The 25,038-nt window shown below is 75.3% G+C and carries 14 protein-coding genes; 1 reads left to right on the forward strand and 13 read right to left on the reverse strand.

What is annotated here, in order from left to right:
• Positions 1-19: 19 nt before the first annotated feature.
• Positions 20-553, forward strand: coding sequence for an ATP-binding protein (locus ACRRSS_RS25975; protein WP_435973525.1), 534 nt, complete (start codon positions 20-22; stop codon positions 551-553).
• On the opposite strand, the gene ACRRSS_RS25980 is transcribed toward ACRRSS_RS25975, so the two are convergent.
• The 13 genes from ACRRSS_RS25980 to ACRRSS_RS26040 all read right to left on the reverse strand — a co-directional run bounded on the left by ACRRSS_RS25980 (position 510) and on the right by ACRRSS_RS26040 (position 24,890).
• The gene (locus ACRRSS_RS25980) at positions 510-2,000 is read right to left on the reverse strand and encodes an amino acid permease (protein WP_435973526.1); all 1,491 of its coding nucleotides are present in this window, start codon (positions 1,998-2,000) and stop codon (positions 510-512) included. The genes ACRRSS_RS25975 and ACRRSS_RS25980 overlap by 44 nt on opposite strands.
• 119 nt (positions 2,001-2,119) lie before the next feature.
• Positions 2,120-3,139 (reverse strand): ornithine carbamoyltransferase, encoded by a 1,020-nt coding sequence (gene argF, locus ACRRSS_RS25985; RefSeq protein WP_435973527.1) that lies wholly within the window; start codon positions 3,137-3,139, stop codon positions 2,120-2,122.
• 135 nt (positions 3,140-3,274) lie between these two features.
• Positions 3,275-4,507 (reverse strand): arginine deiminase, encoded by a 1,233-nt coding sequence (locus ACRRSS_RS25990; protein WP_435973528.1) that lies wholly within the window; start codon positions 4,505-4,507, stop codon positions 3,275-3,277.
• A gap of 152 nt (positions 4,508-4,659) precedes the next feature.
• Positions 4,660-7,071, reverse strand: a complete 2,412-nt coding sequence (locus ACRRSS_RS25995) for a hypothetical protein (RefSeq protein WP_435973529.1) — start codon at positions 7,069-7,071, stop codon at positions 4,660-4,662.
• Positions 7,068-9,398, reverse strand: a complete 2,331-nt coding sequence (locus tag ACRRSS_RS26000) for a hypothetical protein (protein WP_435973530.1) — start codon at positions 9,396-9,398, stop codon at positions 7,068-7,070. The genes ACRRSS_RS25995 and ACRRSS_RS26000 overlap by 4 nt, the downstream gene beginning before the upstream one ends.
• The gene (locus ACRRSS_RS26005; protein ID WP_435973531.1) at positions 9,395-12,031 is read right to left on the reverse strand and encodes a hypothetical protein; all 2,637 of its coding nucleotides are present in this window, start codon (positions 12,029-12,031) and stop codon (positions 9,395-9,397) included. Before ACRRSS_RS26005 ends, ACRRSS_RS26000 begins: the two co-directional genes overlap by 4 nt.
• On the reverse strand, positions 12,028-15,753 hold the full coding sequence (locus tag ACRRSS_RS26010; protein WP_435973532.1) for a tubulin-like doman-containing protein: 3,726 nt from the start codon (positions 15,751-15,753) through the stop codon (positions 12,028-12,030). Before ACRRSS_RS26010 ends, ACRRSS_RS26005 begins: the two co-directional genes overlap by 4 nt.
• A 22-nt stretch (positions 15,754-15,775) precedes the next feature.
• Entirely contained in the window at positions 15,776-18,208 is a 2,433-nt protein-coding gene (locus tag ACRRSS_RS26015; protein ID WP_435975424.1) for a VWA domain-containing protein, read from the reverse strand.
• An 8-nt stretch (positions 18,209-18,216) separates the two neighbouring features.
• The gene (locus ACRRSS_RS26020) at positions 18,217-18,663 is read right to left on the reverse strand and encodes a Pycsar system effector family protein (RefSeq protein WP_435973533.1); all 447 of its coding nucleotides are present in this window, start codon (positions 18,661-18,663) and stop codon (positions 18,217-18,219) included.
• A 305-nt stretch (positions 18,664-18,968) separates the two neighbouring features.
• Positions 18,969-20,657, reverse strand: a complete 1,689-nt coding sequence (locus tag ACRRSS_RS26025) for a hypothetical protein (protein WP_435973534.1) — start codon at positions 20,655-20,657, stop codon at positions 18,969-18,971.
• Positions 20,654-23,113 carry a hypothetical protein gene (locus ACRRSS_RS26030; RefSeq protein ID WP_435973535.1) on the reverse strand — a complete coding sequence of 820 codons (2,460 nt, stop codon included), beginning with the start codon at positions 23,111-23,113 and terminating at the stop codon, positions 20,654-20,656. Before ACRRSS_RS26030 ends, ACRRSS_RS26025 begins: the two co-directional genes overlap by 4 nt.
• Positions 23,110-24,072 (reverse strand): hypothetical protein, encoded by a 963-nt coding sequence (locus ACRRSS_RS26035; protein ID WP_435973536.1) that lies wholly within the window; start codon positions 24,070-24,072, stop codon positions 23,110-23,112. The genes ACRRSS_RS26030 and ACRRSS_RS26035 overlap by 4 nt, the downstream gene beginning before the upstream one ends.
• A gap of 92 nt (positions 24,073-24,164) precedes the next feature.
• Positions 24,165-24,890, reverse strand: coding sequence for a Crp/Fnr family transcriptional regulator (locus tag ACRRSS_RS26040; protein WP_435973537.1), 726 nt, complete (start codon positions 24,888-24,890; stop codon positions 24,165-24,167).
• Between the last annotated feature and the right edge of the window lie 148 nt (positions 24,891-25,038).

Here is a 25,038-nt window from a genome sequence, read left to right on the forward strand (position 1 = left end):
GTGAAGGGAGCCCGCCCCCATGCCCGAAGCCGTCGGACCACCGGCCGGCCCGCACGCGGAACCCACCACCCCCGCCGATCCACCGCCCGCCGACCCGCCGCCCGCCGGACCCGCCGCCTCCTGGCGCGTCCGGCTGCCCCACACGACCGCCGCCGTGCCGATCGCCCGCACCCTGGTCCGTACCGCGCTCACCGACCTCGGCCCCGGGGCCGCCGGCCGCCCCGACCGCGACACGGCGGAGCTGCTCACCGCCGAGCTCGTCGCCAACGCCGTCGAGCACACCGCGGGCCTCGGCCCCATCGAGCTCGTCGTCGAGCTGCTCGCGGCGCCCGGCGGCTGTCAGATCGAGGTCCACGACGCCGAGCCGGCCCGTCCCGGCGACCTCGACCGCCCCGAACCGGGGACCGAGGTGGACCCCTGGCAGGAGCACGGCCGCGGCCTCCTCATCGTGCGGGCGCTCAGCAGCGACTGCGGCCACCGGCCGACCGCGCACGGGAAGGCCGTCTGGTTCACGCTCCCGGGGATACCGCCGCAGCGCCGTCCGGGGCCGTGACCAGACGCGAGTGGCGGCGTCCGTACCCCGAGTACACCAGCGTCCCGACGACCAGGAACCCGGCGAACTGCAGCCAGGTCGTCCACCCCGTGCCCCAGATCAGGTAGAGGCAGAAGCCGATGCCGAGCAGCGGGCTCAGCGGGAAGAGCGGCACCCGGAACGAGCGCTTCAGCCCGGGATCGCGCCGCCGCAGCACCATCACCGCGAGATTGACGACCGCCATGACGGCGAGGGTGCCGATGGTGGTCAGGTTGACGACCACGTCGAGCGAGGCGAAGGCGGCCGGTACGGCGAAGACGGCGGCCACGATCCAGGTGTTGGCCACGGGGGTGGCGGTCTTGGGCGAGACCCGCTCGAAGACCCGGGGCACGAGCCCGTCGCGGGACATCGACATCAGGACGCGGGTCTGCCCGTACATCACCGCGAGGACGACGGACGCGATGGCGACGACCGCGCCGAACGCGATGATCCCGCCGCCGACCGACGATCCGGTGACCTGGTCGACGACGAGCGAGAGCGCGGCCGGCTGGTCGGCCACGGCGTCGGCGCCGAGGGCCCCGATCGCGGAGAGCGCGACGGCGCAGTAGAGCAGGGTGACGAGCCCGATGCAGACGAGGATGGCGATCGGGATGTTCCTGCGCGGGTTCTTCACCTCCTCGCCGGCGGTGGTGATCGCGTCGAAGCCGATGTACGAGAAGAAGGCCACCGAGGCGCCCGCGGTGATCCCGCCCACGCCGTGCTCGGCGAACGGCGAGAGGTGACCGGCCTGGAAGGCCGAGAAGCCGACGGCGCAGAAGACGACCAGGATCCCGATCTTGAGGACCGCCATGGCGGCGGTCGCCCGCGCGCTCTCCCGGACACCGCGCACGAGCAGGGTCGCGGCGAGCAGGACGACGACGACGGCGGGCACGTTGACGACGCCGCCGTCGCCGGGCCCGGCGGAGAGCGCCTGGGGCAGCTGCCAGCCGGTCAGGCTGTCGAGCAGCTCGTTGAGGTACTGGCTCCAGCCGACGGCGACCGCGGAGACGGAGACGCCGTACTCCAGGAGGAGGCACCAGCCGACCAGGAACGCGGCGCGCTCGCCGAGGCTCGCGTAGGCGAAGGAGTAGGAGGAGCCCGAGACCGGGATCGCGCCGCCCAGCTCCGCGAAGGAGAAGGCGGTGAAGATGCAGGTGATCGCGGCGAGGACGTAGGAGATCACGACGGCGGGGCCCGCCTCGGCGACGCTGTCGGAGAGACCGACGAAGATGCCGGTGCCGACGATCGCTCCGACGCCGAAGCACACGAGCTGGAAGAGGCCCATGGTGCGCTTGAGGCCGTGGCCTTCGAGGTCGGCGCCGGATTCGGCGAGGAGCCGCTGCGGGGACTTGATCCGCTGGGGGGAGGCGAGCCGCCGCAGGAGGCGGCTCCGCCGGAGGAAGGGGATCCGCGGGGCGGACGGGGTCATGCGGTGGTTCTTCTCTCTCATGGGCACGCGTGAGGGGGGTCCGGGCATGCGTGCCCGGACCCCCCTGAAGGATGCGATAGTAAACCGCACCACGCATATTCACCCAATCGGGCGTAAAGCTATGCCGGGGAGAGGGATCCACCGGCCATCGTCGCGACCAGGACCGCCTTGATGGTGTGCATCCGGTTCTCCGCCTCGTCGAAGACGACCGAGTGGGCCGACTCGAAGACCTCGTCGGAGACCTCCAGCTCGGACAGGCCGTGCCGGGCGTGGATGTCCCGGCCGACGGCCGTACCCAGGTCGTGGAAGGCCGGCAGGCAGTGCAGGAACTTGACGTCCGGGTTCCCGGTGGCGCGCAGCACGTCCATCGTCACGGAGTACGGGGCGAGGGCGGCGATCCGCTCGTCCCAGACCTCCTTGGGCTCCCCCATGGAGACCCAGACGTCGGTGACGACGAAGTCGGCGCCCCGGACCCCCTCGGTCACGTCCTCGGTGAGGGTGACCGTGGCACCGCTGGTCTCGGCCAGCCGGCGCGCGGCGGCGACGACGGACGCGGCCGGCCAGTACGCCTCCGGTGCGACGATCCGGACGTCCATGCCGAGCAGGGCGCCGGTGACCAGGTAGGAGTTGCCCATGTTGAAGCGGGCGTCGCCGAGGTAGGCGAAGGTGATCCCGTCGAGCGGCTTGTCCACGTGCTCGGTCATGGTGAGCACGTCGGCGAGCATCTGGGTGGGGTGCCAGTCGTCGGTGAGCCCGTTGAAGACCGGGACCCCCGCGAAGGCGGCGAGTTCCTCGACCGCGGCCTGACTGTCGCCCCGGTACTCGATGCCGTCGAACATCCGGCCGAGGACGCGGGCGGTGTCCTTGACCGACTCCTTGTGGCCCATCTGGGAGCCGGAGGGGTCCAGGTAGGTGGTGGAGGCGCCCTGATCGGCGGCGGCGACCTCGAAGGCGCAGCGGGTGCGGGTCGAGGTCTTCTCGAAGATCAGGGCGATGTTCCTGCCGCGCAGCCGCTGGACCTCGGCGCCCGCCTTCTTGGCGGCCTTGAGCTCGGCGGCCAGCGCGATCAGGCCGCGGAACTCCTCGGCGGTGAAGTCCAGCTCCTTGAGGAAGTGGCGGCCGATGAGGTCTGTGGCCATGGGACGCGCTCCTGTGGGTACGGTCGGGGGACGGCGTCGGCGATCGACGGCCGGCGGTCGGGGACCCTGGAAGTCTATACGCACTTCAACATTTATATACAGCCCCCCTGAGGGTGCCCGCCCCGGCCCGGTCCCTCAGGCCGCGTCCCGCTCCACCGGACAGCTCATACAGCGCGGACCGCCCCTCCCCCGGCCCAGCTCGCTGCCCGGGATCTCGATCACCTCGATGCCCTGCTTGCGCAGATGCGTGTTCGTCGTGACGTTCCGCTCGTACGCCACCACCACCCCCGGCTCCACGGCGAGCACGTTGCACCCGTCGTCCCACTGCTCGCGCTCCGCCGCGTGCACGTCCTGCGTCGCCGTCAGGACACGGATCTCCGGGAGCCCGAGCGCCGCGGCGACGGCGGTGTGCATCTGCTCGGGCGGATGGTCGGTCACCCGCAGGGGCTGCCCCGCGTCCCCCGGCTCGATCGTGTACGAGCGGAGCATGCCGAGGCCCGCGTACTGGGTGAAGGTGTCCTGGTCGACCATCGTCATCACCGTGTCCAGGTGCATGAACGCCCGCCGCTTCGGCATGTCGAGCGCGACGATCGTGTGCGCCGAACCCGCCGCGAACATCCCCCGGGCCAGCATCTCCACGGCCTGCGGGGTCGTCCGCTCGCTCATCCCGATGAGGACGGCTCCGTTGCCGATGACCAGGACGTCCCCTCCCTCGATCGTCGACGGGTAGTCGGCCTGCCCCTCCGACCAGTGGTGGAAGCCGCCCGCCTCGGCTCCGGTGAAGAGGGGATGGTGCTTGTAGATCGCCTCGAAGTGGACGGTCTCGCGCTGCCGGGCCGGCCAGCGCATCGCGTTGATCGAGACGCCGTCGTAGATCCAGGCCGAGGTGTCCCGGGTGAAGAGGTGGTTCGGCAGCGGGCCGAGAAGGAAGTCGTCCAGGTCCATGGCGTGGAAACGGACCGAGGTCGGCTCCCGGTGGGCCGCCAGGAACTCCCGCTTCGTCATGCCGCCGACGAGCACCTCGCCCAGGGCGCCGGCGTCCAGCGAGTCGAACGCGGCCCGTAGGTGGTCGGTGGCGAGCGGCCCGTACTCCTTCTCGTCGAAGACGCGGTCGAGGACGAGCGCGCGGGCGGCCGGCACCTCCAGGGACTCGCGCAACAGGTCCCCGAAGAGATGCACCTCCACCCCCCGGTCGCGCAGCACGTCCGCGAAGCCGTCGTGCTCCTGCCGGGCCCGGCGGACCCACAGCACGTCGTCGAAGAGGAGGGCGTCCTTGTTGGTGGGCGTGAGCCGCTTCAGCTCCAGATCGGGCCGATGCAGGATGACGCGGCGCAGCCGCCCGGTCTCGGAATCGACGTGGAATCCCATGGGCCCATCCTGACGGAGCCGGGCGGCCGGGGCCCGTGTTTCGGCGCAGGCCGGGCCGGGAGGCGTCGGCCAGGAGCCGCCCGGCCCGGTCGGGTGAACGGCTCCGGGACGCGTCGGCCCGGAGCCGCCCGGCCCGGTCGGGGGAACCGGCGTCAGGTGAACCACTCCCAGAGGGTGACCAGCAGGATCGCGCCCACCAGGCCGCCGAGCAGCAGCCCGGCGCGCCGCAGGAAGCGGCGGGTGTAGCCGCTGCCGGCGTCGTCCGGGTGGGCCACCGCCCCCGGTGCCGGGGCGCCCGGCCGGGGCGCCGCGCGGGGCAGCCCGTACGCCTCCTTGAGCAGGGTGAGCCAGACCGCCTCCGGCAGCCCCGGGCGCTCGCCGTCGACGATCAGCCAGAACGTCTCCCGGGCCGACGGCTCCGGCCCCTTACGGAGCCGGGTCAGCAACGCGGCGACCGTGCCGACCGGGGCATCACCCCCGCCGAGGAGCGGGCGGACCGCCCAGCTGTGCAGCGCGGCGGCGTTCGCCGCACGCTGCTCCTCGGGCGGGTCGGAGTGGTCGGCCCCGCCGCCCGGCGGCGCGACGGCCCACAGCTCCCGGTCGAGGGCCACCTCGCACAGCTCCCGGCGCAGCGGATGCTCCCAGGACGGCACGCGGCGCGCCGTCTCCCGGAGGAGGACGGTGAGGACCAGGTACGCCTGCGGGCGGCGCAGCGCGTCGAGCAGCTCACGGCTGCCGCCGCGCTCGACGAGCTCGCGGGCCTCTTCCTCGGTGCGGGCGGCCGGCAGCTTGTGCACGAGCCCCGTCTCGGCCTCCCGCTCCCGCCCGCGGCCCCGCACCGCGGCCCAGGGCCGCCCGGCGAACGTGCCGGGCCCGGTCCACGTGGGCGCGACGAGGGGCAGCACGGGCCGGGGGTACGGGTCGGCCCCCGGCCGGTAAGAGGGCGCGGCCTGCGCGCCCGCACCCTCGGGGGCACGCGCCCCGGCGCCGCCCGGCGGACCGCCGGCCCGCCCCGGGGAGTCCGGCCGGTCGCCGGGCTCGGCGGAGGGCTTCGACAGATCGGGACGGCGGGGAGGACCGACGGGGCGCGGGGGCGGTTCCGGGTCCGGGCCGGGGGCGGGGGCGGGGGCGGGATCTGTTCGGAGGCGTCGGTACGGGTCGGGGCGCGGGGGCGGTTCCGGCGCCGGGTCCGGCCCGCCTCGTCGGTGCGGGTCGGCCCGCGAGTCCGAGTCCGCCCCGGGCTCCGGCCGCACACGCCTGGACGCGTCCGGGTCCGGGGTCCGGTCCGACCCCGGTTCCGACCCGCCGCGCCGGTCCGGGTCCGGCTCGGGCCGGGACGGCTCCGGTTCGGCCGGGGACGGGCGGAACCAGAGGTCCGGGCGCTCCGACGGGCCGGGGCGGCCGGTCCCTCGGGGCGCGCCCGCCCCGGTACCCGAAGGGCCGTCCGAGGGCGCGGTGTCCTCGGACGGCCGGCCCCCCAAGGTCCATCCCCACTTCCGTCCGGAGTTCCGCCGGGTCTCGCGTGGAACCCCGGACGGTTCCGAGCCCCGCGGGTCCGAGGGCTCGGGTCCCCGGGCGGGATCGACGGCCGGAGGCCGTGGGACCTGGACCGAGGGGCGGGCACCGGGGGCGGCACCCTGACCGGTGCTCGGGCTCGCGCTCGGGCCGCCGGAGCGACGGTCGAGGCCGTCCAGCGCGCGCGTGACCGTGTCCAGGAGGGAGCCACGGCGGGCGGAGGACGCCGCGTGGAGGGCGCTGCCGACCGCGTACTCGCCACCCTCGCTCTCCTCGACCCCCCGCAGGTGGTGCGCGACGAGCCGGGCCGCGGTCTCGTCCGCCCGGTCCCCGAGCCGCTCGCCCGGGTCGACGCGGCGACGCTCGGTGTTGCGGCTCGCCGCGCCCGCCCAGCGGCCGACGAACACGAAGCGGAGTGCGGGGAGTTCGACGGTGTCGTGGGTGGCGAAGGTCCACCGGCGCTCGGTGAGCGTGCCGAACATGCTGTGCAGCCCCCAGAGCACGGGACAGGCGGTGTCCCCCCGCGCGTCCAGGACGGTGAAGCGTTCGTCCGGGCGGCGCAGCAACTCGGCGACCATGCCGGTGAGTTCCTCGGCCGCGCCCTCCAGGGTGCGGTCCAGCTCCCCCTGCCCCCGGCCGGCCGCCGGGACGAGGAGTTCCTCCGGGATCGCCGGGAGCCGCCCGCGTACGTGGGCGGTGTCGACGTCCGCGCCCTCCCAGTCCCAGGCGTGGAGCCCGAGGCAGGTGGCGGGTTCGAGGAGCTCGGGCGAGCCGACGAGGGCGTGACAGAGCACGGAGGTCCCGCCGTCGGCGTCCCTGAAGGGGGTGCGCCGGATCAGCATCACCTCCGCGCGCCGCTGGAGCCGGATCAGGGCGGGCCGGGTCTCCTCGCCGCTCGCGCGCAGGACGGTTCCCGAGGTCCGGTAGAGGCTCTCCGCCTCGTCGCGGGGCCCGGACCAGGCCACCGGTCCGAAGCCGGTGCTGCCGGAGAGGTTCTCGCTGTCCCAGCGGAAGACGATCTGGTCGACCTCGTTCTCCGACCGTGTCATCGGACGATCCCCTCCGTAGGTCCCGCGGGGCCCGCGGGTTCCGCCCCGGGCAGCAGCCCGCACATGGCGAAGAGCGACAGCAGTGGTGCGAGGACCCGGCGCGGCCGGGCCCCGTGCGGAAAACGGTCGCCGCGCGCCTGTCCGCCGGTCGCGGCGACGAAGTGCAGGGTGCAGTCGGCGCAGTCGTCGAAGGGCTTGAGCCAGGCGGGCCCGGCCCGGTGGGCGAGGAAGGCGTAGGCGTCCCGGCTCTCGGCCCGGAGCGCGGCGGGGTCGTGCCGGCCGGGCAGGGCCCGGCCGAGCCAGCGGTCCACGACCGGTTCGAAGCGCACGAGGTCGCTCTTGTTGACGGCGAGCGCGGCGGGCGCGGCGACGAGTCCGCCGCGCTGCCGGGGGATGCGGTTGAGCACGGTGGCGAAGGCCTCGTCGCCGAGGTCGCGCCGCCGCACGCCGCTCTGTTCCCGGATCGGGTCGAGGGAGGAGAGACGGATCGAGCGCAGGGGGTCGAGAACGAAGACGAAGGCGTCGACGCCCATGAGGAAGCGGCCGACCTCGCTGTCCTGGGCGAGGTCCTCGCCCGCGAGGTCGAAGAAGACGACGGGCCGGGGCGTGGCGCCGCCCGCCGAGACGAGCAGTCCGTCGGCGAACCGCGCGAAGGTCTGCTGTCCGGTGCGGCCGAGCTGCCGCCCCTGCTGGAGGCTCTGCACGCGTTCGCGCAGATAGGTGCGGTGCGCCTCGGGGTTGAGCGGCAGGCATTTGAGTCCGTACGGTTCCAGGCCGCCGAGTTCGACCTCGCCGAGCATGGCGGCGAGGAGGTGGGTCTTGCCGACGGAGGAGCTGCCGACGAGGGCGATGGAGAGCGGTTCCCCGTTGACGAGGTAGGGCACGGGGAGTTCGTGTCCCTCGTCGCCGTCGACCGTGTGCGGGCACAGGTGGTAGGCCTTCCGCAGGGCGTCCGCCACATGGCCGGGCCGGCGTTCGGCGGTGAGGTCGAGCGGGATGCGGTTGCCCTTGGCGTCGATGGTGACGAGGAGCCGTTCGTCGTACTCGACGGGGAGCAGGCAGTGCGGGCACATCCGGCTCCGTGACGGCGGCGCCGGCAGGGGTTCGGACGGCGGCGGGGGCGCGAGGGGACGGCGGGGGTCGTCCGCGCCGCCGAAGACCCGCCCCCACAGGGTCGGACGCGGGCTCCGTGCGGGGGCAGCCGTCGCCTCCGCGGTGGGTTCCGCAGCCGGCCGGTCCCGCCCGGACAGTGCGCGCTTCCGCGCGATCCGGGCGTCGTACTCGGCGCGGCGGCGGTCCAGCGGATCGGCCGCGCCGGCGCCGGTGGCGAGCGGGTCGGGTACGTGCAGGAGCCGCAGGAGTTCGGCCGGGCGCGGTCGTCCCGCCGCGTGCGGGGAGAAGAGACCGCTGTGTCCCAGGGCGGCGAGGCGCCGGTAGTCGGCGAGGTCGCCCGGCGGGCCTTCGCCCCGGTCGGGGCGGCCGGAGAGCAGGTAGTAGGCGAGTTCGGCGACGGACCACAGGTCGTCGCGGGGGTCGGTGGCGCCCGTCCCCGCGCGCTGTTCGGGCGAGGCCCAGGGGGCGGCGCCGAAGGCCTCGCGCGGCTCCCCGGCGCGCAGCGCCGCGTACGGTTCGCAGAGCCTCACCCGGGTGCCGTCCCACCGTACGGTGTCGGGCGCGATCGCCCGGTGGACGAGGTCGAGTTCGCCCAGGAGCCGCACGGCCATGGCGAGTTGACCGGTGATCCGCTCCTGGTCGTCGGCGCCGAGGCGCCCCGCCCAGTCGGAGAGCGGGCGGCCGCCCTGCGGACGGTAGAGCACGAAGGGTTCGTCCGCGGTGAGGTCGAAGCCCACGAGGCGGGGCAGGACGGCGCTGAACCTCTCGACTCCGTAACGCCGTTCGATGGCCACGGCGGCCGCCACCTCCCGCTCCAGGAGTCCGTACGCCTGGGGGTCGGCCTGCGCGGACGCGACCAGCCGGTACTGGAGAACCGGGGCCGCCGCCGTGCCGAGGAGCGCCCGGCGCGCGAGGAACCCCGGGCGCGCGGCAGGCTGGTGGTCCTCGCCGTACCGCACGACGAAGCGGCCCCGCGCCTCCCCGGCGGTGAGGAACTCCAGCTCCTGGTAGTACGGGTGGGGCGGCGGAGTCGGTTCGCTCAGATGGTCGGGATGGTCGGGGTCGATGGGGTGGTGGGGGTCGCTCGGACGGTTCGGGCCACCCTGTCGGTTCGGATCGCCCGGACGGTTCGGATCGCCCTGCCCGTGCGGGTCGCTCGGACGGTTGGGGTCCCTCGGACGGCTCTGGTCGTTCGGATGGTTCGGGTCGGTCACGGCTCTCCCGCCTCCTCGGCGCGGACGGTGTGCACGACGTCCGCGCGCAGGGGTACGAGACGGAGGATTCCGGCGTGGCGTCCCGCGCCGGTCCACACGACGTCCTCGGCGGTGCCCCGCCACACGTCGTCCCCGGCCGCCCCGCGCCGCATCGCTTCGGGCACGAACCGGACCTGCCGGGCCGCGATCGGGTCGTGGGAGAGCAGCCGCAGGTGCTCCGGGCCGCAGAGCGCCACCGTGCGGCCGGGGTCGTCCTCGGAGAGCAGCAGCCGGGCCACCGCGTCCGGGGCGACCCCGGTGAGCCGGGCGGCGTCGGGCCGGTCGGAACGGTCGGTGAAGGGCCCGAGGCCGGAGAGCGCCTCCGGGTCGCGGAGGCCGTCGTACCGGGGCGGCGGCGAGGCGGCCACATCGCGCTCCAGGCGGAGGCGGGTCTCGTCCAGGAGTTCCGCCGTCCGCCGTTGGTGGACCGCGGACGGCAGGACCCCCGGATCGCGTTCGACGCCCGCCCAGCACTGGTCGAGGATCAGGAGGGTGCCGGCGACCAGGTCGGCGACGAGCGTGTCGACGAGCAGCGGGCCGCCGTCCCCGTACCGCCGCTCCAGCCACGAGGGCGCGGGTACGGACAAGGGCCCGCCGACGGGGTCGGCGGGGCCCCGGTCGGACGGGCCGGACGCGTACGGGGGCGCGGAAGGGGCCGGGGAGGCGGGGCGGGGCGGAGGGAAGGTCCGTGCCGGCGCGGGTTCCTCGTCCATGTCGGACCAGACGTCGTCCTCCGACTGGTCCCAGTCCTCCCAGCTCCAGGACGCGGTACCGCCGTCCGGGCCGGGTGGCGCGTCGGCCCGCGCCCGGCCGCCCGTATCGGGCGACGCGTGCGAAGACCCGCGCGCGATCCCGTCCCCGTAGGGCTCCCCGTCCCCGTAGGGTTCCCCGTCCCCGTACGGCTGTCCCTCTCCGTAAGGCTGCCCCTGCCCGTACGGCTGTCCGTGCGCGTCGGCCGTCTCCGCGAGGTCGCGCAGCAGCCGGGCCACCGCGCCGGCCCCGGCCGAGCAGTGGTGGCGCACCTCGGCGAAGAGCCAGTCGTGCACGGCGGTGGTGACGACCAGGGTCTGGATCTCCCGCAGGATCCGCCAGGCCTCCTCCGGGTCCGCCCGCGCCCACCAGTCGTCCACGGCCCGGCTCCAGTCCCGCAGCGCGAGAAGCACGACCGCCGCCAGGGAGACGGCGAGCGCCGCGGCCCCCGCCCACGGCGGAAGGCCGAGGAACTGGCCGAGGCCCGCCCCCGCGAGGCCGCCGAGCACGCCCCCGAGGAGCCGGGGCGCCGCGCCCGTGGCACCGCCGCCGTCGATCCGTCCGTCCGGCGAACGGTTGGGCCTGCGCCGCAGCATCAGATGGGCGAGCCCGGCGGCGAGCACACCGACCGCCGGGCCGAGGCCCCAGCCGAGGACCGGCCACACCCCGGCGAGCAGGGCGAGGAGCCCGGTCACGGCGAAGGCGACGGGGCGCGACCCGCCGGCCGTGAACGGGTACCGGGCGCCGAGCCGCCGCAGCCTCTCCGGCCCGCAGACCGCGTCGAGTTCGGCGAGCCGGGCAGCGCTGCCGACGGGCGCGGTACGTGCGGAGAGCGCGGCCAGCCGGGCCGCCACGGAGCGCAGCGGGAGCCCCCTGCCGATCAGCTCGTGGGTGTGGTCGCGCAGCGCCGGGACGATCCCGGCCCGCGAGATCTCCCGGGGCAGTTCGGGGAGTTCGATCCCCCGGTCGCGGAGGACTCCCCGGTGCTCGGCGGTGATCCTGCTGCCGCCCGCGGCGGCGAACGCCTCCGCGACGGCGGCACGGAACCGCTCCAGCTCCCGCGTCACCCGCTCGATGTCCCCCGGCAGGTCGACGGTGCGGCCGGCCCCGGTGAGCAGTCCCGCCGCGCCCCGCACCCGGTGGTAGCTGTCGACGGCGTCCCCGACGGCCTCGTCGCAGGCGGCGAGCCGGACCCCGGCCCGGCCGTGGAGCGGCAACCAGCGGTGGTCGGAGAGCGCACGCGGCACGCCCTCGTCGAGCAGCAGCGCGAGCGCGGCCGGCACCTGCTCGGTGGAGGCGGTGCCCGCCGGGACGTCCGGGCCGGTGAGCCCCTCGACCGCCTGCCGCCAGGCCCGCGCCCGCGCCTCGTCGGTGAGGTCGTGCTCCAGGACCCGCACGGCGGGCACGGCGACGCCGTGCACCACCGCGCCGAGCGCGCTCAGGGCGGCGTCGAAGACCTCGGGCGTGGACAGGACGTCGACGAGCGGGCGCAGCACGGCCTCGCTCGGGACGCCGTCCTCCGCCGTGTCGAACACCCACAGGACCCCGGCGGCAGGCGGGCGCAGGGTGAGGGTGCGGCGCAGGCTCCGCTGCTCCCGGGACCCGACGGCGAGGCAGACGATGTGCGCGGGCCCGTAGGAGGAGAGGCGCTCGTAGAGCAGCTGGTGGGCGACGAGCCGGTCGGCCTCGTCGACGACGAGGAAGCGGCGCTCTCCGCCGGGCTGCGGGGCGTCCAGGGCTGCCCGGACGGCGGCGTCGGGGTCGTGCGGCCCCGACGTTCCCCGCAGGTCGAGGCAGACGGCGTGGCCGGGCAGCGGCCGTTCGGGAAGCACGCGCGGGCTCACTCCGCCTCCCCGGCCCGGTCGCTGGGGTACGGCTCGTCGTCGAGGTCGAGGTCGAGGTCGAGGGCGAAGTCCGGCTCGGGCTCCAGCTCCCAGTCCCCGTCGTAGGCGGAGGACCGCCGGGGCGGCGGTGCGGCGGTGCCGGGGCCCCCAGGGCCTCCAGGGCCTCCAGGGCTTCCGGGGCTTCCGGGGCTTCCAGCGGCGTTCCTTTCCCCATAGGCGGTACGGGGGTCGGGCCCGGAGCCGTTCGCGTACTCGGGGCGCGTGTCGTTCCCGTACTCGGTGCGGGTGTCGCGCCCGTACCCGGGCCGCCCGCCGTTCCCGTACTCGGGCCGGGCGCCGTTCCCGTACTCGGGCCGGGCGCCGTTCCCGTACTCGGGCCGGGCGCCGTTCCCGTACTCGGGCCGGGCGCCGTTCCCGTACTCGGGCCGGGCGCCGTTCCCGTACCCCCGGGGCTCGTGTCCCTGGGGCTCGTACCCCCGGGGCTCGTGTCCCTGGGGCCCGTACCCCTGGGGCTCGTGTGCCCTCTGCGGTCCGATCCCCGCCTGCGGACCGGAGCCGTGTCCCTGTCCCTGACCGGCGCCCTGGCGGGGTGCGTGGCGTTCGTACAGGGCCCGCAGGTTGGGCCGGGTCGCGCGGGCCGACCTCGGGAAGCGCATGTCGAGGGCGCCCGGGAAGGTGACCTCCCAGAAGTGGCGCAGCGGGGCGAGCCACTCGCTGTCCGTCTCGCCGTACTCCCCGTACTCGGAGACGAGTTCGTCGATCAGGACGAGCTGGCGCGGGGCGACCTCCTCCAGGAAGTGGGTGAAGAGCGGTGACGGCGACGCCGGCACCTGCGCGAGGCCCTTGGGCAGCGCCTGCATGAGGCGCTCGCAGAACTGCTCGATGATCTGCCCCTCGTCGAGCAGCGCCCAGCGCTCGTACGCGCGCAGCAGCCCCGCCCAGCTGGAGAGCGAGCCGTCGAAGTCCTCCAGGCGCAGCGACATGGTCGCCGACTCGCCGTCCTGGAGCCGGATGCGGACGCGGTGGGGCGAACCGGCCGCCCCCTCGGCGTCGATGTGTCCGTTCCACATGGCGCAGAGCAGACGGTGCAGGATGCGCTGCCGGTCGTGTTCGGTGGAGACCAGCCAGTCGTCCTGGTAGCCGAGCCGCTGCCGCCAGTGCAGGAAGTCGTCCTCGCCGGCCGAGTCGCGGGCCTCGGACCAGAGGCTGAGGACGCTGCGGACCTCGGAGATGTCGGTGAGGTTCATGCCGCTGCGGAAGAAGACGACGGTGAGGGAGTCGGTGTCGCCGGCCCGGCTCTCGGGGGTGACCCGGGCGGGCAGGTTGAGGGCCTGTTCCAGGTAGTCGCGGGCCCGGCCGTCGGCCTCGCTCGCCGGGTGCACGATGAGGATCTTGAGCGGGCCGCTCCCGTCGGGGACGAAGCCCACCGGGATGAGTCCGGCGAGGCGGGAGCGGAACTGGTCGAGCCAGCGCGGGTCGACCTTCGCCTCGGCGGTCTCGTCGCCCGAGGCGGCCCGCAGGAGCAGCTCCATGGAGGGCAGCAGGGGGCGGGCGAAGACGTCCTCGTTGGCCTCGCCGAAGAGCCGCTTGACCCGTCGTTCGACGACCTGCTTGATCTCCTTGACGGCGGCGCCGGAGGAGGAGCGGCGGACCGTGTCGAGGGCGCGCCGCCAGTCGTCGGGGCCGACGAGCCGGCCGAGGAGGGTCGCGGCGTCGGCGGACTCGGGCAGGCCCAGGCTCTGGGCGAGCCGGTCGACGACGTCGTCGTAGAAGGCGCGCAGGGTGTTCTGCGGCGGCAGCAGGTAGGCGATGCCCGCGCGGTCGTCGCGGTAGAGGTCGCGGCGGCGGTCGGCGAAGGACTTCGCCTCGTCGTGCTCGTGGGCGCGGAGCGCCTTGGTGAACTCGGCGACCTCGACGGAGACGACGTTGAGGGAGGGCCGCCACTGGGCCTCGCCCGCCTGCCAGCCCCGGTGCCAGAGGGTCCTGGCCCGCCACTGGTACCAGGCCTGCTGGGCGGCGAGCGCCTCCTGGACGTCGGGGTCGCTCCACCGGGCCGGGACGACTCCGCCGACGCTGCCCCTGATCGGGGGGATGGGGGGTGCGGAGGTCTGGACGTTCGGGGGCCGCTCGGGTTCGTTGCGCCGGTTGTCGAGCATGCCGGTGAAGCCTTCCCTGGCCACCCGGTCGGAGTGGCTGGGCAGGCCCGCGAGGACGACCTCGACCTGGAACGGGTCCATGGAGCTGAGGAGTTCACGGACCCCGGCGCTCGGCCTGAAGTCCTCGGTGAGGCGCGGTATCTCGCGGGCGAGGCTGCCGTCGAGGCGGCGCAGGGCCTCCTCCATGTCGCCGAGCCGGTTCCGCAGCTCCTGGATGATCCGCCCCTTCCCGCGGGGGAGCTGTTCGGGTGCGGGGACGTCGGGGGCGTCCCGGGTCCAGAGGCGGCCGACGCCGGAGCGGGTGAACAGGTCCCGGACGTGCGCCTGCCCCTCCCGGTCGACCCGCCGGGCGCGCTCGGACATGCCGCGGACGGCCTGGGCGAGGAGGCGGGCGGCGACGATCTCGGCGAGATCGTCGACGGGCACGGTGAGGGAGGCGGCGAGGCTGGTGGACATGCCGCGGTAGCCGATGCCGGTACGGGCCGGGGTGGAGCGCTCCACGCTCTTGTTGATGAAGCTGGCGGCGAAGGACTGGTAGTCCTCCTCGACGCGGGTCGCCGAGCCGTTGTCCTCGCCGAGGTCGGTGCCGATCAGCGAGAGCACCATGGCGGCGATGGAGCGGCGCAGGTCCTCGCTGCCGATGACGGAGGGCTTGGAGAAGAGGAAGGCGGTCTGCATGGTGGCGGGGCGCAGCGCGACGACGCCGTCGCCGGGGTACGTGACGCTGAGCCGGCCGCGGTCCTCGACGTCGCCGACCTGGTCGAGGGCGTCGGGCACGTTCTGGTCGTCGACGAGCCGCGAGAGGTCCACGAGGGCGCGGGCGGAGTTGAGTTCGGCCTCGCGTCCACCGCCGGCCTCGGGCGGGAAGGCGGAGGGCATGACGACCAGCGGGTAGATCTTCACGCCGGGCACCCGGGCGTTGCGGAACTCGTGCCCGATGAGGTGGATGAAGTCGTAGAAGATGCCGGCGCCGGTGCCGCCGGCGACGGAGAAGGCGACGAACACGTCGCACCCCCGGATCCGGCCGCCGCCGACCCTCCGGAGGTCGCCCGCGGACTGCCCGATGGCCCCGATCGCCTCGCGGAGCTGACGCAGGACGGGTTCGAGTCCGGAGCGCAGGGTCGCGAAGAGCGCGGCGCGCCCGACGGTCGGCAGCTGTCCCGCGCCGTTGTTGAGGGGGGCGACGCGGGGCTGGCGGGCCTGCGGCGGCAGCCAGTGCCGGGTCTCCTCGGGGACGGAGACGCGCAGCATGCGCGTCACCTCGGGCGAGGAGTCGAAGTCGGTGGGCAGCAGGTCGCGGACCATCCGGGAGGTACGGGCGAAGGCGGCGCCCTCGGCACCCTTCGCCTTGAACTGCGGCTGGTTGAGCAGTTCGGCCTCGCTGAAGTCGGCGTAGACGAACTGGAGGCAGTCGGGCAGCTGGAAGGGCAGCCGGCGGCCGCCGTCGACCAGGTCGGTGCCGTCGGGGCCGCACAGCTCCCGGCGCAGGCTGCGTTCGAGTTCGCTGCCGATGCGTCCGCCGGTGCCGCCGAGTCCCACGAAGAGCATGGGCTGGTAGATCTTCATGTCGTTCTCCTCGGTGACCCGTTCAGAAGTTGCCGTCGTAGTCGGTGGCGCCGGGGGAGGTGCCCGGGCCCGCTCCGGTGGCGGGATCGAAGCCGGAACCGGAGCCGGAACCGGAGCGGGACCCGGAGCCAGCGCCGCCGTCCCTGGTGCCGGTACGGCGGGGGCGGCGCGACCACGGGGTGGTGCGGGCGCCGCCGGCCGGGGCCTGCCGACCGCCCCGTACGACCAGCTCGTGGTCGCCGATCCCGGCCGGCTCACCGGCCCTGACGGGGACCTGCGCCCCGCCCCGGGGCCGGAGCAGCAGCTCGCCCCCGCCGGTGCGGCGCAGCACGTGGGCGGCGGAGGAGCCGCCGCCGGGGATCCGGCGGAGCGTCGGCGGCGCCCCGTACGGCTCGTCGACGGCGAAGGCGAAGACGCCGCCGGGGCTCTGCCCCCGCCGGACGGTCAGCGAGTCGATCGGGCGTCCGTCCTGGCACAGTTCGAGCGTGACGCCGGTGAGGTCGCGTCGGCGCCTGCGGGCGGCGAGCCGGATGCCCACCACGGTGCCCACCAGGAGGACGACGGCGGCGCCTCCGGCCGCGGCCTTCCACCACCGCTCCCACCAGGTCGGCGGCGCCGCCACCCGGACGTCCAGGAAGGCGCCGCGCAGGACGCGGTCGCCGTCGCCGGTGTCCACGACGCTGACCTGGCCCCCCAGTTCACCGAAGGGCGTGTCCTTGCCGAGGGTGACGGTGAAGGGGATCCGGGTGCTGCGGTTCGGCGGGGCCGTGACCGTCGCCGGGGTGACGGCGAGCTCGGCGCCCGGGGTCTGGTCGCCCAGGGCGAGCCGCAGGGTGTGCGGCGCCGAGTCGTTGTTGGTGACGTCGAGGGTGCCGTGGACGGTGCCGCCGGGATGCACGGTGGCCCCGTCGACGGCGAGCCCGGCGGTCACGAGGGGCGCGGTCGCGGCGACGACGGCGTGCAGCGGACGCCGGTCGGAGGTGATCCCGGGCGCCTCCATCCGCGTGACGAGCTCCAGGTCGCCGGTCGCCCCCGCGGGGACGGTGAGCGTGCCGGTGAACCGCACGTCGCCGGCCTTGGCGTCGGGGGCCTTGCCGTCGTCGGCGAGCCGGAAGCTCACCGGATCGAAGCCCGCGCCGCTCAGATCGGCCGCGACCGCCAGACCGGCCAGTTGACGCGGGTCGGTGACGACGACTCCGCGGCGGGTCTGCATCCGCACCTCGACCTTCACCCGCTCCCCGGCGCGCGGGGACGCCGGGTCGAGGACGACGGTGGAGCGGAGACGGCCCTGCCAGATCGCCCGCACGGCGACCTCGCGGTCGCGGTGGCCCTCCGGCGCCTCGATGTGCACGCGCCAGCGGCCGGGCAGCGGGTTCTTCACCCGCAGCGCCTCCACCGGGCCGTTCTCTCCGCTGACCTCGAAGGCGGAGCCGTCGAACTCGCCCCGGACGGGCACCTTGCGGCCCGCCGGGTCGTAGTAGGTGACCTGCACCTTCGGGTCGTGCTTGGCGACCGTCAGGGAGCCGTCGGTGGCGATCGGCGGGATGGTGACGGTCAGGTCGGCGGGCGGCTTGCCGACGGTGCCGTGCGCGATCCGGGCGCAGCGGGCGGCGGCGAACGTCTCCTGGAGGGCCTTGTCGATCTCGGCGGAGGTGCCGACGACCCGCATGCGCGGGGCGGAGCCGGGCATCTCGGAGCAGGCGCCCCGGAAGCCGCCCCCGGCCATGGCGGTGAGCGCGGCGCGGTCGATCTCGGCGCCGAAGCCGAGGGGCCAGATCTGCACGCCGGCCGCCCGGGCGCGGGCGAGTTCCTCGGTGAGGCGGCGCGCTCCGTTGGACTGGCGGCTCTCGGGGTCGGAGCCGTACTCGGGGCTGTCGGCGACATCGAGCCGGCCGTCGGTGAGCAGGAAGACGACCTTGGGGACGGTCTTCCCGGCCGGGTTCCCGGACGGGGCGCCGGCGCCGGTGAGACGGGTGACGGCCTGGCGGACGGCCGCCGGGAAGTCGGTGCCGGGACCCGTGCGGGCGGGGTCCCGCCGCTTCAGCTCCTGTACGCAGTCGCTGAGTCGCTCACGCCCGGCCGCGTCGACCACGGAGAGCGGGCAGACCTCCCGTACGGGCGACTGGCCGGGCTTCTCCGAGCTGCCGAAGCCGATCACGGCGGCCCGGGAGCGCTCCGATATCTCGCCCTGGACGATCAGTGCCGCCGCATCGGTCTCGCGCGCCAGGTCCTTGTCGGCGAGGCTCGCCGACTGGTCCACGACGACGGCGAAGTCGATCGGGTCGGGCCCGTCGGCGGGGTCGGCGGCGGTACGGGGGACGGCCTGCGCCCCGGGCCCGCCGAGCGCGCCCCGGGCTCCGGGCGCTCCCGAGGCGGTGGCCGCCGCGAGCGGGCCGGAGAGCGCGAGGAGCGCCCCGGCGAGGAGCAGGACGCCCCCCTTGTTGGTCCACTGCATGTTCACTCTCACCACAGTTCGCTGAAGAGGGCCAGAAGGGCGCCGAGCGCGAGCGCGCACACGCCCAGGCGCAGCCACCGGTACTTCGCCGCGAGCACGAGGCCGTGCACGCTGGCCTGTTCGAGGAGCCAGCCGGTGGCGTCCGCGCCGGACGCGGAGAGCCGCTCGCGCAGCGCGGCCTCTGACGGCCCGGCCGTCAGCTCGCGCAGGAACGTGCGGTCGGCCCCGATCCGGGTGCGGGGCAGCACCACCGAGACGAGCATCAGGACACCGGCCGTCCACAGCGCGCCCGCGAGGAGCAGGAACGCGAGCCCGGGGCCCGCGGTGGGCAGGGGGCCGCGGTCCCCGGAGAACACGACCGCGAGGAAGGCGAGGGCGCCGGAGAGCAGGATCGCGGCCTTGGTGTCGGCCCGGCCGATGTCCTCACGGACGGTGGCGAGCAGCCGCTCGGCCATGAACCTGAGCTCTTCGGAGGGTACGGGGGTGGGGGCGGGGGCCTCGGAGGGGTCCGGTGCGGGGGCCGGTGGGGAGGCCGGTGCGGAGGCCCCGGCGGGGTCCGGTGCGGTCGTCGGGGCAGGCCCCCGGGCGGCGGGCATTCCCGCAGCCGGGGCCGGGTCCGGCGCGGGGCCCGGGGTCGGGTCCGGCGCGGGGCCCGGGGTCGGTTCCGGCGCGGGGCCCGGGGTCGGTTCCGGCGCGGGGCCCGGGGTCGGTTCCGGCGCGGGGCCCGGGGTCGGGTCCGGCGCGGAGCCCGGGGTCGTCGTCACGCGTCGTCCCAGTCGTCGAACTCGGAGCTGGGCCGGGCCGGGCGGGCGGTTCGCCGGGGGCGGTCGCGGCGGTCCCGGTCGTACGGGTCGTCACGGTCGTACCGGTCGTTCCGCTCGTAGGCGTCGTCACTCCGCCCGTACCGCGCCTCGTCGTCGTGCCGGTCGTGGCCGTCGTCGTAGCCGTCGTCGTGGCGGTCCCTCGCCCGGCCACGGTCGCGGTCGTCCCCGTCGGGGCCCCTCTCCCGGTCCCGTCCCCTCCCCCGCTCACGCTCCCGCTCGGAGCCCGACTCGACCCGGGTCGGCTCGTAGACCCGGGGGTCGTGCGGGGCGTCGTCGCTCTCGCCCCGCGCACCGCGCTCGCCCCGCTCCCCCCGCGCACCGCGCTCGCCGTGTTCCTCGTCCCAGTCCGGGCGGCTCGGCTCCGGCAGCGCGTCCTCCAGGGCCAGGCGGCGCGGCGGGGCCCCGCCCGAGGGGTTGAGCACCCGGTCGGTGATGCCGTCGAGGACGGTGCCGGTCTGGGTCCGCAGGTACATGAGGACCTGGTACATCTGCTCGCCGATGTCGTGGCGTTCGAGGACCCCGGTGTCCAGGAGCCGGTTGAAGACGGCCAGGTAGTCCTCCTGGCCCTCGCGCCGCTCCCGCTGGAGCTGGGTGCGGATCTCCCACTGCTTGTCGGGGTGCATCGCCATGTGGTGGGCGATCTGAGCGAGGTCGCCGCGCCGGAAGAGGGCCTCCATCTCACGGGCCCGGTCGGCGACGAGGACCCGCTCGGCGGCCTCCCTGCGCCGCTCCGCCTCGGCGACGCGCTCGTCGGCCTCCATGGTGACGCCGACCCTGTCCCGCCGGGAGACCTCGGCCTTGACGGAGTCGTCGAGGTCGATGAAGACGAGAACCCGGGTCCGCAGCCCGATGTCCCGGCCGAAGCTGAGGCGTCCGGCGCTCAGCTCCTCACGTACCGCCTCGTCGGCGCGCTGCGCCTCGGTGATCCGGAAGCGCCGGGAGAGCCTGCGCAGTCCGTCGAGGAGTTCGTCGCGCAGCAACTCGGCGACGTCCTCGACCTGTTCCTGCACGACGAGGTGGGGGTCGGTCACGACCCACTGGACCTTGGCGACGGCCTCGAAGAAGACACCGTCCCCCGCGGCCGGGAGCTGGAGCCTGAACTCGGTCACGTTGCGGCCGAGTTGCACCTCGAAGACCGTGTACGGGGAGCCGAAGATGGGCTTGTTGACGTCCTCGGTGCGGTCCGGCCAGACCACCCGGTGGCCGCCGTTGCGGTAGAGGAGCACGGCGGCGACGCGGCCGCTGCGGCGGCGGTACGGGGGCGCGTACTCGCCGATCAGGGGCCCGCGCGCCCGCCGGCCGGAACCGGCCCCGGACCCGCCGCCAGGACCCCCGTCCCGCCGCCCGCCCTGCCCCCGTACACGCGCTCGCGCCTGGTCCTGCCCGCGTTCCAGGTCCTCGTCCGGGTCCATGTCCAGGTCCTCGCCGTCGTCGCGGCCGCCGTCGTGCCGGCCACCGCCGTTCTGCCCGTCGTACCGCCGCCGTTCCCGGCCGTCCCGTTCCCGGCTGTCGCGGCCCCGCTCGTCCCGTCCCCGGCCGTCCCCCGCGCGCTCGTCGCGGTCCCGCCCGTCCTGGCGCGCCCGCTCGTCCGGCCGTGCGTTCCTGTTCTGCTCGGGCCCGGTCATCGGTTCGCTCCTTCCGTCACGGCGTTCCACATCCGGCGCGCCGCGTTCCTGTCCAGGGGCCGGTCACGGTCCCGGACCAGTTCGTTCAGCAAGCCCCTGAGCCGGTCGCGGTCCCGGCGGTCCACCGCGAGGCGCGGCAGCAGGGCACAGACGTGCCCGAGCGCCTCCGGATCCTTCGCGGCGCGCCGGAGCAGACCGCCGAGCGCGTCGAGGGCGGCCTCCCCGGAGCGTGCCGTGGTGAGCGTGTGCCGCAGCAGCGCGGCCAGTTCGGGCGCGAGCTCGGGCCGGGTCGCGAGCAGGGCGACGAAGAGAGGGCGGGCCGCGTGCCCGTCGAGTTCGGGGACCTCCCGCAGCCCCCACAGGTGCGTCGTGCGGGTGCTCAGGGCGCGGATGACGGCGAGGTGGACCAGGTTGGCCAGGTTGAGCCGTCCGTCGTCGAGCCACTGCCGGAGCCGCCGGAGCACGGGCGCGGGCTCCCCCGAGGCGAGCAGCCGCGCCACGCTGAAGGACGCGGCGACGAGGACCTCGATGTCGCTCGCCTCGCGCGCCCTGACGACCCGGGCGAGGGCGTCGAGCGAGCCGGAGACGCTTCCGGCGGCCAGGACGTAGCCGTGGGCGAGCAGGGCGGTCCCGACGAGCGCGTCCTCGTCGGAGCCGGCCCAGTCCTTGAGCACGGCGGCGACGGCGGGCCGGACCCGCGGGTCGCGCGCGGACTCGGCGAGCGCGGTGGCCGCGGCCATGCGGGCCCTCGGCTCGTCCGTCACCGCGAGCGGCACCACCAGCTCCCCGAAGCCGTGGATCCAGTCCCAGGAACAGAGCACGCCGGCCGCGATGGAGGCGCGCACCCAGACCTCGGGGCGCGGGTCGTCGCAGAGCGAGCGGAGCCAACGGGCCACCGGACCACGGACGTTGTGGTAGCCGTGCCAGATCTCGCCGAGAACGGCCCCGGCGAGGGCCTCCCCCTGGAAGCGGACGGCCCGCACCGGCACCTTGGCGGGGCCGAGGTCCAGTTCGCCGTCCTCCAGGACGGCGCGGGCCTGGACCGGCCGGTGCTCGGCGTGGGTTCCGAACAGCCGTCGGCCCGGAGCGTGTTCGGGGTCGAGGGTGACCGCGAGCTCCCAGGCGAGGAGTTCGGCGGCCTCGGCGGCGAGGCTGTAGGCGGAGCCGTCGAAGACGGCGACGGCGATGCGGAACGCCCCGGCGTTCAGGGCCGGAAGCGCCTCGGGGAGGGCGCCGGGGCGGTCGGATCCCGCGAACCACTCGCGGGCCTGCGAGCGTACGAACGAGGAGCATTCGGCGAGGAGTTCCTCGTCGGCCACCTCTCCGCGCCAGTGCCGGGCGAGGTGGTCGGCGAGGCGGGCGGCCTCGCGCGGCCGCAGCTCCTCCAGACCGAGGGCCTCGACGACGTCCGGACGCCCGGCGCGGGCCCGCGCGTCGCCGAGGGCCTCGTCGGGCTCGGCCCGCAACCGGTGCCACAGGTGGCGCTGGAGGACCTCGTCCGCGGGCGGCGGCGGGCAGTACATCCCGTACCGTCCGCGCAGCAGCCGGTCGGCGAGCTCGCCGTTCTCGACGAGGACGACCCCGTACGCGTCCCGGCCGCGCAGCAGGTCGCCGAAACGGTCGAGGTGCAGCTCGGAGAGGCGGGGGCCGGGGCGGCGGGCCACGCCGGTGTGCTCGCCCCGGCCGTTGCGGGAGGGGCGCGGCTCGCTCTCCGCGCGCACGTCCTCCGTGAGCAGTTCCAGGAGGTGGCCGCCGCCTTCCTGGAGGGCCTCCTCGGTGATCTCGTCGACGCCGTGGCGCGGGTCGAGGCGGAAGACCCTGCCGCCGGTCAGTTCGTCGAGGAGGGCGAGCGCGGTGGCCTTGCGGCCGCTGCCGGGTTCGCCGCACAGGACGAGGACGCGGTGGTCGCGGAGGCGGTCCCGCATCCGCCGGTAGCCGGAGGTCGCGCAGTACACCCGGCCGAGGTGGTCGAGCGTCTCGGGCGGTACCGGCCCCTGGACGAAGTGCGAGGTGCGGTCGGAGCCGTAGAGGGCGAAGATCTGGTTGCCCTCGAAGACCGTGCCGTCGCCGTGGATGGTGGTGAGGCGGTCGGCGCCGCCGCCCGCCCAGGTGCGGAGGGCCCGTCGGGCGGTGGCGGCGCCGCCGGTGTCGCTCTCGCCGCCGAGGGGCCCCCGGTCGGCGGCCGCGAAGACGCTGGGCTCGCGCGGCTGTTCGGGAGCGCCGTCGGTCCGCTCGGACCCGCCCGGCCGGTCGCCGTCCCGGTCCCCCCGGTCGGATCCCCGGTCGGCGCCACCCCGGTCGGGTCCTCGGTCCGCACCTCGGTCCGACCCCCTGTCGGAACCGCGGCCGGATCCCCGGTCGCCGCCCCGGTCCTGGGCGTCCGCCCCCCGGTCGCCGTGGCCCTGGCCGCCGTCGGAGGAGTCGTCGCGCTGCCCGGCGTCGTCCTGGTCGCTCACTCCGCCTCACCCGCCCCGCAACCGGAGCCCGAACCGGAGCCGGTCCCGGAGGTCGGAGCGGAGCCGGTCCCGGAGGTCGGAGCGGCATCCTTGCGGATGCCCGTGAACGGGCCGTGGATGGTGTTCCCCTGGACATCGACCAGGTCACCCCCGACGTGGTACGTACGGTTCCCTCCCCCGGTCCGGGGCGTTGGGCCGTCCCCCCGCGACGGCCCAACGCCGGTCCGTGACCCCGCCGCCGGCGGCCGCTCCCCCACGGCCGCCGGCTCCCCCCGGCCCACAGCCGCCGGCGCCCCCGGTCCCTCGGGCGGCAGCTCCCCGTCGGGCCCGATCAGCGGCGGCGCGGGCCTGCGCGGTACGAGGAACCAGGCGGCCTCGTCGGTCTCCTTGGAGCGGATGCGGGCCCGCCGGTAGTGGTCCGGCTCCACATAGCGCCCGCCCTCGTCGACCACGTTCACGTACAGCCAGTCGGAGACGACGACCAGGAGGTCGATCCCGGGGGTCTCGTTCATGATCCGCTTGGCCGGGGGGCTGTCGCAGAGCCGGGCGGCGAGGTCCACCGCGCGGCCGACGAGTCCGTGCCGGTCCTGGACCACGAGCCCCGCGTTCATGCCGATCCGCAGCCGCAGCGGCCTGGTCCGGCCCTGGTTGTGGTCGCGCAGGCTCTCGTACAGGGTGTCGATCCACCGTCCGACCATGAGGGTCGGCGGCACGTCGGGGCGCAGCGCCGCGAGGATGCCGTCGCCCCTGTCCTCCTGGTGGAAGGTGCCGGGCTCGACGCCGACGGAGCTGTAGGCGGCGTCGAAGGCGGCGTACATCGCCGCCCGCTGGTGCTTCTTCTCGGCCATGTCGAGGGTTCCGGAGCCGCAGATGTCGCCGAAGACGACGAACCGGTGGATGCCGCCCGCTCCTCCGCCCACTGCTCCGCCGCCTTCCCCGTTCACTCCCGCACTGCTCACTCTCGGACTCCCTGTGTGATGCCCCGGTGCCGTTGGTGCCGTGGTGGTACGTGTCCAGACTGGCCGCGCCGCGCGACCGGCGATGTAGCCGTTTACACACCCGGCGGAGATTCGTCCGCCGGGTCCCCGCCGGGGCGTGCGCGCCCCTCCGCGAGCAGCACCAGGACCCGCATGTCGATGACGACGACCGTGCGGTTCGCGGTGCGGACCACGTCCTGTTCCCGGAGCAGACGCAGCGCCTTGGCCACCGCCTCCCGGGTGGCCCCGATCGCCGCCGCCAGATCGTGCTGGGGCAGCGGAAGTTCGAGTACGGTCCCGGCGTCGGCCCGCCGTCCGGCGCGCTCGGCCAGCTCGACGAGCCGGGCCGCGAGACGCTGGAGGACGGTCTCGGAGGCGAGGGCCCGGCGCTCGACGTCGGCGCTGCGCAGCCTGGTGGCGAGCTGCCGCATGATCAGCGAGGTGGCGTGCGGCCGGGCGGCGAGGAAGTGCCGGAACCGGTCGCCGGAGATGGCCACCGCCTCGACCGTGCCGAGGGCGGTGACGCTGGCGCTGCGCGGGCGCATGTCGACGGCCGCGAGGTCGCCGACGACCTCGCCCGCGCCCCGGAGGGCGAGGATGAGCCGCGATCCGCGCTCGGTGCCGACGGAGACGACGGACCAGCCGGAGAGGAGCGCCAGGACGAAGGCGCTGGTGTCGCGTTCGCGGATCATCACCTCCCCGGGTTCGTAGACGCGCCGGGCACCCTCGGCGAGCAGGGACCGCCGGTCGGCCGCCGGGAGGGCGTGGAGGAAGGAGCGGTCCTGGCCGAAGAGACTCACCGCCCGCTCACCCCCGTACCGTCCTCGGGCCCTCCGGGGAAGACCGCCCACCGGTGATCGACCGGCGTGAATCGCGTGTGTGTGCCCACCTCATGTGACGTGCCCCGTCACATAGTTGACGCTGCGTCACGTCATGGGGTGAAGAACG

It is taken from the genome of Streptomyces sp. Qhu_M48, assembly GCF_051305195.1.
Taxonomy (GTDB): domain Bacteria; phylum Actinomycetota; class Actinomycetes; order Streptomycetales; family Streptomycetaceae; genus Streptomyces.

Coding starts and splice junctions, on each gene's coding strand:
- ACRRSS_RS26015 (WP_435975424.1), bottom strand. CDS start 18,208: ATGCAGTGGACCAACAAGGGGGGCGTCCTGCTCCTCGCCGGGGCGCTC.
- ACRRSS_RS26020 (WP_435973533.1), bottom strand. CDS start 18,663: ATGGCCGAGCGGCTGCTCGCCACCGTCCGTGAGGACATCGGCCGGGCC.
- ACRRSS_RS25995 (WP_435973529.1), bottom strand. CDS start 7,071: ATGACACGGTCGGAGAACGAGGTCGACCAGATCGTCTTCCGCTGGGAC.
- argF (WP_435973527.1), bottom strand. CDS start 3,139: ATGGCCACAGACCTCATCGGCCGCCACTTCCTCAAGGAGCTGGACTTC.
- ACRRSS_RS25975 (WP_435973525.1), top strand. CDS start 20: ATGCCCGAAGCCGTCGGACCACCGGCCGGCCCGCACGCGGAACCCACC.
- ACRRSS_RS26010 (WP_435973532.1), bottom strand. CDS start 15,753: ATGAAGATCTACCAGCCCATGCTCTTCGTGGGACTCGGCGGCACCGGC.
- ACRRSS_RS25990 (WP_435973528.1), bottom strand. CDS start 4,507: ATGGGATTCCACGTCGATTCCGAGACCGGGCGGCTGCGCCGCGTCATC.
- ACRRSS_RS26025 (WP_435973534.1), bottom strand. CDS start 20,657: ATGACCGGGCCCGAGCAGAACAGGAACGCACGGCCGGACGAGCGGGCG.
- ACRRSS_RS25980 (WP_435973526.1), bottom strand. CDS start 2,000: ATGACCCCGTCCGCCCCGCGGATCCCCTTCCTCCGGCGGAGCCGCCTC.